Annotated in this window: 11 protein-coding genes; 5 read left to right on the top strand and 6 right to left on the bottom strand. The window is 31.8% G+C overall.

All coding sequences use genetic code 11. The annotated features are described in order from the left end of the window. Window positions 1-4: 4 nt before the first annotated feature. Window positions 5-1,048 (top strand): endonuclease/exonuclease/phosphatase family protein, encoded by a 1,044-nt coding sequence (locus tag BLT46_RS08710; RefSeq protein WP_090409288.1) that lies wholly within the window; start codon window positions 5-7, stop codon window positions 1,046-1,048. A gap of 73 nt (window positions 1,049-1,121) precedes the next feature. Here the strand turns inward: BLT46_RS08710 and BLT46_RS08705 are convergent, their stop codons facing one another. Together BLT46_RS08705 and gldJ are read right to left on the bottom strand one after the other, a co-directional pair. Then, entirely contained in the window at window positions 1,122-2,420 is a 1,299-nt protein-coding gene (locus BLT46_RS08705; RefSeq protein ID WP_090409285.1) for a UDP-N-acetylmuramoyl-tripeptide--D-alanyl-D-alanine ligase, read from the bottom strand. Between the two features lie 67 nt (window positions 2,421-2,487). Then, on the bottom strand, window positions 2,488-4,008 hold the full coding sequence (gldJ, locus tag BLT46_RS08700) for a gliding motility lipoprotein GldJ (RefSeq protein ID WP_090409282.1): 1,521 nt from the start codon (window positions 4,006-4,008) through the stop codon (window positions 2,488-2,490). Window positions 4,009-4,641: 633 nt separating this feature from the next. Between gldJ and porV the strand changes: the two genes are divergently transcribed. The 3 genes from porV to BLT46_RS08685 all read left to right on the top strand — a co-directional run bounded on the left by porV (window position 4,642) and on the right by BLT46_RS08685 (window position 8,014). Continuing rightward, window positions 4,642-5,793 carry a type IX secretion system outer membrane channel protein PorV gene (gene porV, locus BLT46_RS08695; protein ID WP_090409279.1) on the top strand — a complete coding sequence of 384 codons (1,152 nt, stop codon included), beginning with the start codon at window positions 4,642-4,644 and terminating at the stop codon, window positions 5,791-5,793. 83 nt (window positions 5,794-5,876) lie between these two features. Further along, window positions 5,877-6,359 (top strand): cytidine deaminase, encoded by a 483-nt coding sequence (gene cdd / locus BLT46_RS08690; protein WP_090409276.1) that lies wholly within the window; start codon window positions 5,877-5,879, stop codon window positions 6,357-6,359. Window positions 6,360-6,619: 260 nt separating this feature from the next. Then, window positions 6,620-8,014, top strand: a complete 1,395-nt coding sequence (locus BLT46_RS08685; protein ID WP_090409417.1) for a hemolysin family protein — start codon at window positions 6,620-6,622, stop codon at window positions 8,012-8,014. Between the two features lie 36 nt (window positions 8,015-8,050). Here BLT46_RS08685 and BLT46_RS08680 read toward each other — a convergent pair whose 3' ends face one another. Further along, window positions 8,051-9,202, bottom strand: coding sequence for a multidrug effflux MFS transporter (locus BLT46_RS08680; RefSeq protein WP_090409273.1), 1,152 nt, complete (start codon window positions 9,200-9,202; stop codon window positions 8,051-8,053). Window positions 9,203-9,288: 86 nt separating this feature from the next. On the opposite strand from BLT46_RS08680, the gene BLT46_RS08675 reads away from it, so the two are divergent. Then, window positions 9,289-10,068, top strand: a complete 780-nt coding sequence (locus tag BLT46_RS08675) for an AraC family transcriptional regulator (RefSeq protein ID WP_090409270.1) — start codon at window positions 9,289-9,291, stop codon at window positions 10,066-10,068. A gap of 25 nt (window positions 10,069-10,093) precedes the next feature. On the opposite strand, the gene BLT46_RS08670 is transcribed toward BLT46_RS08675, so the two are convergent. The 3 genes from BLT46_RS08670 to BLT46_RS08660 form a co-directional block, all read right to left on the bottom strand. Then, the gene (locus BLT46_RS08670; RefSeq protein WP_090409268.1) at window positions 10,094-11,266 is read right to left on the bottom strand and encodes an MFS transporter; all 1,173 of its coding nucleotides are present in this window, start codon (window positions 11,264-11,266) and stop codon (window positions 10,094-10,096) included. Window positions 11,267-11,425: 159 nt separating this feature from the next. Then, window positions 11,426-12,928, bottom strand: coding sequence for a sodium/proline symporter PutP (gene putP, locus BLT46_RS08665; RefSeq protein WP_090409266.1), 1,503 nt, complete (start codon window positions 12,926-12,928; stop codon window positions 11,426-11,428). 831 nt (window positions 12,929-13,759) lie between these two features. Then, the gene (locus BLT46_RS08660) at window positions 13,760-14,497 is read right to left on the bottom strand and encodes a CDP-alcohol phosphatidyltransferase family protein (protein WP_090409263.1); all 738 of its coding nucleotides are present in this window, start codon (window positions 14,495-14,497) and stop codon (window positions 13,760-13,762) included. Window positions 14,498-14,762: the final 265 nt, after the last annotated feature.

Genomic DNA, 14,762 nt, shown 5'->3' with positions numbered 1-14,762 from the left:
GGTTATGAAGGATCTTTCGTGGTTTAATAAAATAGTTTATGGAGGAAATATACTGGTGGCAATTTTGTCTCTTGTAGGTTATTTTTTGCCTTTTTTAGCACCAAAACTATTCCCTTTACTGTCTGTTTTTACCTTGATTTTACCGATGTTCTTAATAATCAATTTGGTTTTTTTATTTTATTGGTTGGTCCAAATGAAACGTCAAATTTGGTTATCAGTAATGATCTTGATTTTGGGGATAACTTTTATAACTAAGTTTTATAAGTTTTCTGGACGAAATGAAATTGTTACAAAGGAGGAGTTTACATTAATGAGTTATAATGTTAGGTTGTTTAATCTTTTTGATTGGATTCCAGGAGTTGATGTATCGTCAAAGATAAAAGAGTTTGTTGATTTACACGATCCTGATGTGCTTTGTTTTCAGGAGTTTTCTAAAAATACTAACCTTCGATTTAAACAATATCCATATAAGTTTATCACATCACATGGTAATAAGATAAAGACAGGACAAGCAATCTATTCAAAATACAGAATAATAGATAAGGGAGAAATAAATCTTCCAAGTTCTAATAACAATGTTGTGTTTGCGGATATTTTGAAAGGTCAAGATACTATTAGGGTTTACAGTATACATCTTCAATCTATAAGTATAAGTCCTGATATTCATGAGAAAATAGATGAGGCAAAGTCAAAAATGATAATTAATAGAATTGCAAAAGCATTTAAAGAGCAACAGGTTCAATCTGAATTAGTACGTTCTCATATGAATGATGTGTCAATTCCTAAAATTATTTGTGGAGATATGAATAATAGTGCTTTTTCATATGTATATCGCAATATAAAAGGAGATTTAAATGATGCCTTTGTTGAGGCAGGTAAAGGTTTTGGTAAAAGTTATGATTTTTCGTATTATCCTATGCGTATAGATTATGTATTTGTAGATAAAAGAATTTACGTTAAGTCGTTTGAAACTTTTGATAAGTTTAAAAATTCAGACCATTTTCCATTAATTACCAGGTTAGAGATTAAGAAAGAAGAGGAAAAGTAATGATAGTGTTTCCTCATGTATATAAAAAAGGGGGAGGTTCATATAAAGAATGAACTTCCCCTTTTTTATGTGATTAAATTAAATCTAATACTCTTTCTAAAGCAATTCCCCTTGAACCTTTAATCAAGAAAAGTTTTTCTTGAAAACTTATTTTATTTTCATTTATGAATTCTTTGAATTTATCAAAAGTTTCAAAGAATTTTATATTTTGATTTTTGACTGTATTTGAAGTCTTGTAGAATTCAGTTCCGATAAAGTAAATAGTATTTGTTGAATCCTCTGAAAAGCGCCCAACAATAGCTTTGTGTTCTTTGTTACTTTCTTTTCCTAATTCCCTCATATCTCCCAATACATAGACTTTTTCTCTTTTATCATCTAATAGAACAAAGTTTTCTAAAACTGCTTGCATACTACTTGGATTAGCATTGTACGCATCAAGTAAAATACTATTTGAATTTTTTGTAATCCATTGTGAGCGATTATTGGTAGGATTGTAATTAGAAATAGCTTCTTTAATATCTTCTGTAGGTACATTAAAGAATTTACCAATTGAAATTGCAGCAGCTATATTAGTGGTATTGTATATTCCAGTCAGATTAGAGTTGAAAGTTATGTTTTCAAATATCACAGTAGCATTTGGTTGAGCATTATAACCTTGTATAGTTACATCAGCTGTTTCTTCAGTTCCAAAAGTATATCTATTAAATGTAATTGTTTTAGCATCTTGTCTTGGGTCATCTATGTTTACAAAAGCTGTTTTATAATGATCTTCTAAATAATCATACATTTCACTTTTAGCTTTGATAACCCCTTCAAAGCCACCAAAACCCTCTAAGTGGGCTTTTCCAAAGTTTGTAATATAGCCAAAGTCAGGATCAGTTATTTCACAAAGTTGAGCTATTTCTTGCTTGTGATTAGCTCCCATTTCAACAATACCAATATCAGTTTCCTCATCAAATGATAATAATGTTAATGGTACTCCAATATGATTGTTAAGGTTTCCAATAGTAGCCTTAACGTTATATTTTTGACTTAAAACAGCTGTTATTAATTCCTTTGTAGTTGTTTTCCCATTACTACCAGTTAATGCTAAAACAGGTAAACCTAATTGTTGTCTATGGTATTTAGCTAATTGTTGTAAAGTGCCTAAAACATTAGGAACATGAAGCATTTTAGTTGCATCAGTTATTAATTTTTTATTATCCATTACAACATAAGCAGCTCCTTTATTTAAAGCTTCTTGTGCAAATTCATTTGCATCAAAGTTATCTCCTTTTAAAGCAAAGAAAAGAGAGTTTGGGCGTATGTTTCTTGTATCTGTAGAAACTCCGTCACACTGTAAAAAACATTGGTAAAGTTCTGTTATATCCATGCGTCAAAAGTATAAAAAAAAGCCCTAATTTGAATTAGGGCTTTGTAAAAGAATATTATAAAAAATACTAATTTTTCGTTTTTCGTTTATCTGATTTTGGACCAACTTTAGTCATAATTAATCTAAATCCGATGTAGTCTGTCGATTGATCTTCTGCATAGAATCTTCTTGTTGCAGGATCTAACCAATAAGCTCTATCTTTCCAAGAACCTCCTTTAATAACTCTTGACTTACTGTCATATAAAGCAGTTCTCTCTTTTGTTTTTGGTTTGTCTTCAGGAGATCTACCTCCTAAACCAGTTTGAACAATTTCATCAATAATTGCTGGGTCGTATACCTCTTGTGCTATTTGACCAGGTAAGTTTCTAACTCTTAATTTTCCTGTAGAAAGCGTGTCAAATTGTACAGATTGATCTGTTACAATCTCAAGTTTTCCATCAGGACCTATTTTGTTTTTGTAGTAAACATTTCCTTTATAGAAATTGAAGTCAGTATCGTTTTGATCTACTGCAGGATCATATACGTCTGCAACCCACTCAGCAACGTTACCGGCCATATCATATAAACCAAAGTCATTTGGAGGATACGATTTTACGGCATTTGTGATATCTCCATTATCTGTTGACCATCCAGCAATCCCTCCGTAGTCCCCACGTCCTTGTTTAAAGTTCGCGTATTTAGTATTTTGAGGAACAGGCTTGCCTTTCTTTCTTTTTCCTGATTTATCCCAAGGATAAGTTTTACGCCCTTTATAATTATTATACTCTCGGTTTCCAATTAAACCAATTGCAGCATATTCCCATTCTGCTTCAGTAGGAAGTCTAAATTGAGATGTGAAAAGTCCATAATTTTGAGTTGCGTAAAGGTTTCTGTCGCCTTCAGCAGCCTTGTTGTCTTTACCTCTATAAACAATATCGCTATTACCTCCATAAACCTGAGAAGGAGTCATTAAATAAGTATCTGTACTGAAATGTGCATCAGCATATGCTTCAACAATTTTAGCATCTTTTTTTAAATAACCTGCTTTTTCAAGTGCTAACTCATTAACACGGTCAGTACGCCATTTAGCAAAATCTGTTGCTTGTAGCCATGAAACACCAACTACCGGATAATTTGCATATGCTGGGTGTCTTAAATAAGTTGTGATTAAAGCTTCATTAAAGCCAGAAGCACTTCTCCAAACTGTTGTATCAGGAAGAGCACTATTATAGATTTCTTTGTATATCTCATTGTTTTGAGGGAATACAGTACGCAACCAATATAAGTACTCGTTGTACATTATATTTGTTGTTTCTGTTTCATCCATATAAAAAGATTGTACATACATCTGTTTTGGACTATTATTCCAATCAGACATAATATCATCTTGTACTTGCCCCATTGTAAATGTTCCGCCTTCAACGGCAACCATTCCATTTGGAGTTTTTTGTTCGTATTTTGTGTTATATTGGAATCCTCCTTTACTATCATTAATTTTCCAACCCGTAGCAGTTGAAACGTTGCTATTTGAATTACCACAACTCGTGATACTTGCAGCAATTAGTATACCGCTAAGTACTCGAAAGTTAAAAAGTCTTTTAATTCTCATCTTTATTATAATGGATATGAAATTGTACGCAATTTAGTAATTAACGTTTAATTAGCAATAATATTACCTCTATTATAAATACAAATTATCAGTATTTTGTTATTTTTTATAAATCTATCTACTATATAACGCTTATTTAAATCGTCTATTGTATAGATGAGGAATATTCGGTAATCAAATATTGCTAAAAAATTAAATACAAAGATATATTAAAAATGTACTTATTTAGTTTTTGAAGTAGCATATAGATAAATAATTTACGAGTTATTATTTTAGTCTTAATCATTTTCATTTTTAAAACACAAAGAACAAGATGAGTTTAGTAATGAATGAGAATATTTATTATTAATTTTAACATAATGGGGTGTTTTTTTATTACTATTATTTTTAATAAAATTTGTTTTTAGCTAAAAATAATGAGTAAAAGTATACCTATTTAGTTTTTTGATATAATATTTGTATTTCTAATTAGGAAATAGTAATATTGACTTTTCGTTTTAATTGTTAATACTATTGTAATATTAATTGGGCTTTTTTCTTTATGAGAAATTTTAAAAGTATATATTTACCCAACTATAGAGTCAAACAATTTTAATGCTCGTTAAAAGAATATTGAATTTAAATAAAAGATAAATGAAAAAAGTAACAGCTTTACTTGTTAGTGTTTTAGTAGGACAATCTTTGTTCGCACAAAAAGAAAATCGCCCAATTACTACAGGAGTACCCTTTTTATTGATAGCAGGAGATGCTCGTTCGGCAGGAATGGGAGATATTGGAGTAGCAACTACTACAGATGCATTTTCTCAACAACACAATGCTGCAAAATATGCATTTGCTGATCAGAGTCAAGGTTTTGCTGTTAGTTATACACCGTATATGTCAAAAATAACAAGTGATATGTCTTTAGGACAACTTAACTATTACAATAAATATAATGAGAGAAGTGCTATTGGTGCAAGCTTACGTTATTTTGGAATGGGAGAGATTGATTTGCGAGAAGACTTGAATGGTGGTGTAGTAACAAAGAAACCTAATGAGTTTGCAATTGATGTTTCTTATTCATTAAAATTAAGTGAAAGATTTGCTATGGCTGTTACTGGTAGATTTATAAATTCAAATTTAAAAATGCCTGAAGTTGATGGAACAAGTACAAGTGCGAGTTCTTTTGCTGTTGATATTTCTGGATTTTATGAATCAGATAAAATAGCTTTTTCAAATTTTGACGGTAAGTGGAGAGCAGGGTTTAACGTACAAAACTTAGGTCCTAAAATAAAGTATGATGAAGATCAATACGGATCATTTTTGCCAGCTAATTTAAAATTGGGTGGTAGTTTTGATTTCATTATTGACCAACAAAATACGATTACCGTTTCTGGAGAATTGAATAAATTGTTAGTTCCAACTCCTCCTAAATTTAATAGAAACAACCAAGATGATTACCAAATGGAATTACAGAAATATGGTGATATGGGATGGTTTAAAGGAGTGTTTAAATCATTTGGTGATGCACCAGGAGGGTTTAGTGAAGAAATGAAAGAAATCACTTGGTCTTTAGGAGCTGAGTATTTATTCGATAATAAATTTGCTTTTAGAACAGGATACTTTCACGAAAGTGTAGAAAAAGGTGCAAGACAATATGCTACTGTTGGTGCTGGATTTAAATATAACGTAGTGTCTATTGATTTGGCTTATCTGTTCTCAACATCTAAAATTAATAATCCAATGGAAAATACTTTACGTTTTTCTCTAACTTTTGATATCGGTAATAAAAGATACAAAGGATAAGAAAAAATAAGTATATTTGTATAACTAATCCAAACCACATTAAACCGTGAGTTTGGATTTTTTGTCTCTAATAATGAAATATTATGAAAAAAATTGAAATTGTTACAACCTTTATCGAGTATGATTCAATGGCTGAATTAGCAGCCCAAGATAAAGCGTTAATGGAGAGAGCTATTCAAGTTAGAAAAGAGGCTTATGCGCCCTATTCTAAGTTTAGAGTTGGTGCGGCATTATTGTTAGAAGACGGTACAATTGTAGTTGGATCTAATCAAGAAAATGCAGCATTTCCATCTGGTTTATGTGCAGAGCGCACTGCAATTTTTTATGCAGGAGCAGTTCATCCAGGAAAGAAAATATTAAAAATAGCAATTACAGCTTCATCTGATATGAAGCTTACCAATAGTCCAATACCTCCTTGTGGTGCTTGTAGACAGAGTATTTTGGAGTATGAAACAAAACAAGAGCAACCTATTGAAATGTATTTTATGGGTGCTGAGGGTAAGGTTTGCTATTCTCCTTCTTTGGTTAATATATTGCCATTTCACTTTGAGAAAGATTCAATTTAAAGGCAAAGGTCTTAGTAAATTGTTATGTGATTAGGTTTTTATGTAGAAAAGATGTAGTTGTTCTTGTGTCCAATATTATGTTATTAGTAGGTCTAATATTGGAATGATAGACAGATTAATATATATTTTTTAAAATTAGTATTTTAACTTAGGCTTAATATCAATTAAATTAGTAATTTTGACATAAGATTCATATTACTTATAATATGATTTTAAGGCCTTTAAAAAAACTTAAACTTGGTCTTTTATTAATTCTTAAAATGGATATACACCCCCAGATTGTTACAATGTTGGTTAATTCTGGCATTGTACACGAAGAAATTTCTGTAGCGAAGTTGTTACTTACGCTATTCCTTGTTTTATTAAATGGATTTTTCGTTGCAGCGGAATTTGCAATTGTAAAAGTCCGTACTTCTCAGATTGAAGTACATCAAGAGTTAAACTCAAAAGTTGCTGGTGTAGCTAAGGGCATTGTTGCTAACTTAGACGCTTACTTAGCAGCAACTCAGTTAGGTATTACTTTAGCATCATTAGGATTAGGTTGGGTAGGAGAAAGCTCACTAACACCTGTATTAATGTATTTATTTGAAGTATTTGGACTGACTGGTCCTGAGTGGTATTCTTTTGCTAAAAGTATTTCATTCCCGGTAGCATTTGCTATAATTACAATTTTACATATCGTATTTGGTGAATTAGCACCAAAATCATTAGCTATTCATTTTCCAACGAAAACTACTTTTACGGTAGCGTTACCTTTGCGTATATTTTATTTCGTATTCAGACCTATTATTTGGTTGATGAACGGATTAGCTAATGGACTACTTCGCTTGTTTGGTATTACACCTGTTCACGGGTCTGATATCCACACTGAGGAAGAGTTAAAAATGATTATTACTGAAAGTCAAGAAGGAGGAGCTATTGAAGAGACTGAGCGCCTTTTAATTCAAAACGTGTTTGATTTTGACGATCGTCGTGTAAATAATATTCAAACTTTGCGTAAGAATGTTTCTGCTATTGAGTTGTCTACTACTGTTAAAGAGGCTATTGACTATGCTATTAACGAAGGATATTCAAGGTTTCCTGTATATGAGGATTCTTTAGATGATATTAAAGGTGTCATCTACACTAAAGATTTGATGAAGGCAATGATTAAAGAACAACAAGATATTGATTTAGCTTCTTTAATTCGTGAACCAATCTTTATTTCAGAGAATGCTTTAATTAAAAATGTTCTTAAACAGTTTCAAGCTAAGCACCTTCAGATGGCTATCGCTACTAATGAAGTAGGGGAGTTTACAGGTATTGTAACAATGGAGGATATCTTAGAAGAGCTTGTAGGTGAGATTCAAGATGAATATGATAATGAAGAACCAATTGTAGAAGCTATAGAGGAAGGTGTTTATGTTGTGAATGCACACTATAATCTTTCTGACATTAATAGATTATTACCAATACGTCTTGTAGAAAGTGAACACTATGATACTCTTGCTGGTTTAATCAGTGAAGTTTACCCAGCTGATGAGTATAAAGTGAATGATGAAGTTTCTTTAGAAAATTATAATGGTAAAGTCTTAAAAATGTATAGAAACTCAATTGAGAAAATACAGTTATCATTAAAGACTCCTAATGATGAGGAGGATAAAAAAGAAGACTAAAATATTTTTATTATAAAAGAAAGGTTAGCTATTTGGCTAACCTTTTTTATGCTCTTTTGTACTATTCAAAAACAGAGAAATTACCAGCGCTATAATACTATAAGTTTGTAGTACTAAGGCATAGTTGTTAATCCACTGACTAATTAATAAGCCTAACCCAATTAAAGAGTAATAAAGTAAGCCAAATAGGGCTCCAGCAGTACCGATAGATGTTTTATAGTTGTGTAGTGCTATACTTAGTATGTTGGGAATTGCTATACCAAATGACGCTATGATTAATATGTTAGGTAGTAAAAATAGCAAACTATCCTTTAGTAAGAAAACCAAAAGGGAATTGATAAGTGCTAATAGTGTGGATAGTTTAATAAGCATAGTTGTGCTAACTCCCTTCGAAATGCAGTGCTTGTTAAAATAACTTCCAATAAATGTTCCCAAAGCAAGTAGCACACCACTATAGCCATATATTGTTGTATTTAGTCCCGCTTTTTCAAATATAAAAGGAGCATAAGTAAAGTAACTAAAAAGCAACACATTAAAGCACATTATAAGCAGCGCAAATTGCCAAATATCTGTGCTTCTAAACAGGGAATGGGCTACTTGTATAATCGTTTTAAAAGTGACTTTACTTTCGCCTTGTTTTGTTTCTGGCAACTTGTTATAAGTAATAAACAGCAGAATGCTGGCTAATAATGCTAATACTGAAAAGACACCTACATACCCTAATAATGATGCAATTAATCCGCCTAAAAACAATCCGATCACAGGACTAATGGAAAGGGCTATACCCATTATTGAGAATACCTTATTTAATTCTTGACCACTATATAAATCTCGCATCATAGTCTGCGTAATGACAGAGCCTACAGCTATTCCAAAAGCAGCAATAAATCTGGCAGCTAATACTATTTCAAATGTAGAGGCTATCAAGGCAAGCAACGAAGCAAGTGCATAAACAAGTAGTCCTACTAACATCGCTTTTCTCCTACCAATATAATCGCTTATTATTCCCCAAAATATTACGCCAATTGCAAAGGCACTAAAATAGATACTTATAGTTAGGTATGTTTTTTCAGGAGGAATGTTGAAGTGTAATGATAAAGATGGTAAAGCTGGACTGTAAATTGTTTCTACAAATTGAGGGAACATCATTAGTAGAACCATCAAAGTGATATTGAGTTTTGTTTGCATAAAGAGTGATATTTTGTGCAAAGGTCTGACGTAATTGGATTATCTTTATAACACTATAAAAACAAAAAACATCAATTAGAGGTCAGATGGCGTACTTGAACAAAGAAGATATTTTTCACTTAGAACAGATTGGTTTGCCTGTAATAGGATTAGCTTCTGATTTGGTACAACACGATTCTGGCTATCATATACACAATAGTCATCTGCAAATTTTATATGCTCCGTCTGGTTGTATGACTTTGATTGCTGAGGATAGACAAGTGATACTTCCTCCAAGGAAGTTATTGCTTATTCCGGCAGGGGTTAAACATAGAGTAACATTTAGAAATGTAGTAGCTTATCGATCTATTTATATTCATAGTGTAGCGATAAAAAGTTTGCCTACAGATTTAACTGTATTATCTGTGAATCCTTTATTGCAACAACTAATTGAGCGCATTGCCTGGTGGGACTGGACTACTTCATATTCGGTAGAACAGGAGCACATTCTTACTGTTTTTTGGGATGAACTAACAATAGCCAAAAAAGGCAATTATGAGCTTAAAATTCCAACTGATTATCGATTAATAGACAAAGTAAAGTCGTTTGTTTTTGAGAAAGAAATGCCTCCTTTTTTAAAGGATTTGAGTAAAGAAGTGGGGGCGAGCGAAAAAACTATTTCGCGTATTTTTCAAAAAGAAACAGGAATGTCTTATCAAGATTGGCGTTTACAGTGGAACTTACTTCGTGCTATAGAATTGTTAGCAGAAAAATTAACTATTTCTGAAATTGCTATAGAATTACGTTTCTCTTCAGACAGTGCCTTTATTGAGTTTTTTAAAAAACACACAGGTGTAACTCCTAACAAATATTTGCAGGAGAAATAGTATATAATGTTAATCGAATAAGAGGTTATTTCAAAGAAACTTTTCTATAAAACATATATAATATACTGATGAATATCACAGCCGCACTTGCGTACATAATCGTTGGTATGTGTGCAATAGTGTCTTTATAATACCATCCCGCAATAAATGCTCCTCCACCAACACCAGCTTCAAGAGCTATGTACATTGTAGAAATAGCTCTACCTCTTTGATCTGGATTACTAAAGTCTATCGTCCACGCATTTAAAGCAGGAGATAAAATTCCTAAAGAAATCCCATACATAAACGCCCCCATATATAGTCCTGATACTGATTCATAAAAACCAATAATCATTAAAGAAGCAAATAAAAGGATTAACCCAATATTGATAATTAATACACGGCCGTATTTATCCGATACTTTCCCTGCTACAAAACGTACCAGTAGTGAAGATATGGTAAAAATCATAAAGAATATCCCTTTGTTTTCTAAACCCAAGTGTCCTGTCCAATCGGGTATTAACGTAAGGATTACACCATAAGCGATGTATGACATAAACGTTACAAAAGCAGCAGGGAATACACCAATATCGAATATATCTTTCTTTGTTAGCTTGAACATTTTAAAAGACAGTTTCTCTTTGTCTTTCAATGTTTCTTTCATATTTAATAAGATGATAATAGACAATAATGCAAATAGAGCAGAGGTGTAAAACAAAAAATTTATAGAAGTATATATTTTGATAGTACTACCAATTGCAGGACCAATTGCCATTCCTGTACTAAAGCATATTCCGTGAAGTCCCAAGGCTTCTCCCCAACGTTCTTTCGGTACAATGTCTGCAACATAAGCGGCTGTTGCTGTTGGTTTAAAACCAGTAGAAAAACCGTGTAGTAAACGCAGGAATAAAAAACCAGATACAGATGTCAAGATTGGATATAGCAAACTACATACAAAACATACCACAGAACCTATTGCCATAATAGGCACACGACCAATTTTATCCGTTAGTTTTCCACTGAAAGGACGAGAAATTCCTGCTGTAATGGTAAACAATCCAATGATTAACCCCTTGTATTCTGCTCCTCCCAATCCTGATAAGTAATCCGGAAGTTCGGGAATAAGCATATTAAAACTTGCCGAGAATAATAGTGAACTTAAACAAACTAAAATAAACTGTAAGTTATAGATAGGATGTACTGGATTTGTTGTCTGCATGATTGTCTATAAAAGAGTCAGCAAAGTTATCAGTTTTGTTTTGGTTAGACAATTATTCAGTTATATGAATTGTATTTCATTTTATAAGTACATAAAAAAATCCCAAAGACATTAGCGCCTTTGGGATTTTACAAAAAGAAATATATATAATTCTAACAATTATTTTTCACGGTGATAAATTGCATCTGCTTCCACAAATTTGTTTTGCATTTCTTCACTTGATTGTTTTCCATATTTTGATACTAAATAAATAGCGATTGAGCTAAATATAAATCCAGGAATGATTTCATACACTGTTGTACCAACTAAAATTGGCCATAGGACAACAGTTAATGCTCCAACTGTAATACCTGCTAAAGTTGCAACTCCAGTTGTTCTTTTCCAGAATAAGATGAATAAGATTGCTGGTCCAAAAGCAGCACCAAATCCTGCCCACGCGTGAGCTACTAATGCTAATATTTTACTATTTGGGTCATACGCAATTAAGATTGCAACAAAAGAAATTAAAAGAACAGTAAGTCTTCCTGTCCACACTAATTCTTTTTGACTTGCGCTTCTTCTAAAATACGCTTTATAGAAATCTTGTGTTAGTGTACTCGAAGACATTAAAAGTTGCGAACTTAATGTACTCATTACTGCAGCAAGAATAGCAGAAAGTAAAACACCAACTACCCAAGGATTAAATAAGTGTTTGATAAGTTCAATAAAAATCATTTCATTGTCACCACTTACAACACTTGCTTGGTCAGGATTTTTTTGGAAGTAGCTAATTCCTAAGTAACCAATTGTTACAGCTCCTCCAAGACATAATGCCATCCAAGTCATCCCAATTTTTCTTGCATTACGCATTGTTTTAGCACTATCAGCTGCCATAAAACGAGCAAGAATGTGTGGCTGACCAAAGTATCCTAATCCCCAAGCAGCAGCACTAATAATAGCAATAAATTCAACATTATGCGTGAAGCTTCTATAAGGAATTGATGTCAATAAAGATGCTTGTTCTGTATAAGTAACAATAGAATCCCATCCTCCCATATGCATTACAATCATAACAGGTGTTAAGATTAAAGCGAATAACATTAATGAGGCTTGAATTGTATCACTCCAGCTTACAGCTAAGAATCCACCAATAAATGTATATGCAATAGTTGCTAAAGCTCCTAAGTATAGAGCATTGATGTATTCCATGTGGAATAAGGTTTCAAATAACCTTGCACCAGCTACCATTCCAGAGGCACAATAAATAGTGAAAAAGAATAGAATAGTGATAGCAGCTACTGTTTTTACCACTTTACCATCACTACCAAATCGGTTGTGAAAAAAGTCAGGTAATGTTAAAGCATTATTGTTTACTTCTGTGTGAACGCGTAGTCTCCCCGCTACAAGTTTCCAGTTGTAATAAGCTCCAATTAGTAATCCAATAGCAATCCAGCTACGAGATAATCCAAATTTATAAATATCTCCAGGTAAGCCCATCAAAAGCCATCCTGACATATCTGATGCTCCCGCAGAAAGAGCAGTAACTAATGGCCCAAAACTTCTACCTCCTAAAATGTAATCAGAAAAGTCTTTTGTGCGTAAGTAAGCTATTATTCCAATACCTAAAACAGCAACCAAATAGATTGAAAAGGTAATAATAGTTGGGTCTAAATTATTTAGCATGTTGTTTAAATTATGTTTTGTTAAAAATATGTAAAAAATTTTTATTTCAATGTTAATAATGAAAAAAATTAAAAAAAGGCGCTTATTCTGATTAATAATTGCCTTTTTGATAATTTGTTAGGTGTTGGTTTTTAGTTGATTATATTTTTGTCGGTTTGAATTTAAGAAAGAAAAAGTTTTTTTAAAATTATTAGTGACATTATATTTTTTGCTAATTTTTTGATAAGCTTTTAAAAAAGGCAATTTGTTTGAACAACAACTTTTTTGAAGTAAAATAGAGATTACCACTTGATCAATAAATTTTATAAATGAACATCAGAGAGCTATAATGGTAGAGTTTTATTAATCATATTTTAGGTATATGTATATTGTATCTGAATGCTATGTATATTGCTTGTATAATTTTACATAGTTTTTATACATTGACTATACAAGGAGTATACATACACTATACATACACTCAAAATAAAACCTACAAATGAGTACTCTATGGTGTTTAAAAGATTTGCTTTATATTGAAGCTTCTTGAGGTAAGCACGTACAAAAAAAGAAAATAGAAAGAGTCTATTATTTGTACCTTGATCGCTATTTCTGTGCGTAGAAGCGCACTTAAAAAAAATAAAAGCCCTATACAAATTGGGGTAAGTAGTATAGGGCAAAAAAAAGTAGTATGAAAAAAAAGTTTTCAAGTATAGTTCAATTACTATGCCAAAACTTTTTTGTAAATGCTGTTTTGAAGAATAAATAGTATAGTTTGCAAAATGTACTACTTTGTAAACCAGTGGTTTTTAAAAGAAAAAGAGGATATGATGTCTATCATATCCTCTTTTGTTATGCTGTTTGTTTTGATGTTATATTCTTTATAATTGAAAGGAGAATATAAACCAAAATGATAATCGGTATTGCTAAGTATTGTAATGCTACTAATAAGACAATTGATGCGATTACAAAACCAATCTGTAGTTTATAAGCACCTATATTCCCCGGTTTTATTTTTAATGAGAATAAAGGTAACTCTGCATTCATAATGATTGCGCTCAAAATACTCAAGATAACTAATAAGTAAGGATTACTTAGTACAGAGATTACAGTTTCATTATCTGTTGTTGATATAATCATAGGTAAACTTAATATAAATAAAGCATTACCTGGTGTTGGCAATCCAATAAACGAATCAGTTTGACGTGTATCAATATTAAACTTCGCCAATCTATAAGCTGCTCCTAAAGTGATAATAAATCCTAAATAAGGAACTACTCCCATATAATACGTCTCAGGTGTTAGGTTGTATAATTCTTGGTTAGCTTGAATATTCGCTAATTGTTTGTAAACAACTAAACCTGGTACTACACCACTGGTTACCATATCTGCTAAAGAATCTAATTGTAGTCCTAATTCACTTTTTACATTTAAAAGTCGCGCTACAAATCCATCCCAATAATCAAAAAATATTCCGATACACACCCATAAGAAAGCCATATGAATATTGTCGTCAAAGGCATAAACACACGCGATTAATCCAGATAATAAATTAAGTAGCGTTATAATATTAGGAATATGTTTTTTCATAAATATCTAAAGTTTAAAAACTGAGCAAATCGCTTAGTTTATCTATTTAATATGGTGCAAATGTATCATAAAGTTAGTAATTATCGCACTTTTAGCAGTGATTACTTTTTGTGGACTACAATAAAAATAGGTTTAAAAGTGAAAATGTACTTTATAAGGGTATTGGTTAGTATATTAGCCCCTAAATAAGCTGGAGTTAAATTAATAAATTAATTACATAACTTTGGACTTATGAAATACAAGAAATGGAGCTTATCAGATAAGC

This window comes from Myroides phaeus, assembly GCF_900099675.1.
Taxonomy (GTDB): Bacteria; Bacteroidota; Bacteroidia; order Flavobacteriales; family Flavobacteriaceae; genus Flavobacterium; species Flavobacterium phaeum.
This window is presented reverse-complemented; position numbering and strand designations above follow the sequence as displayed.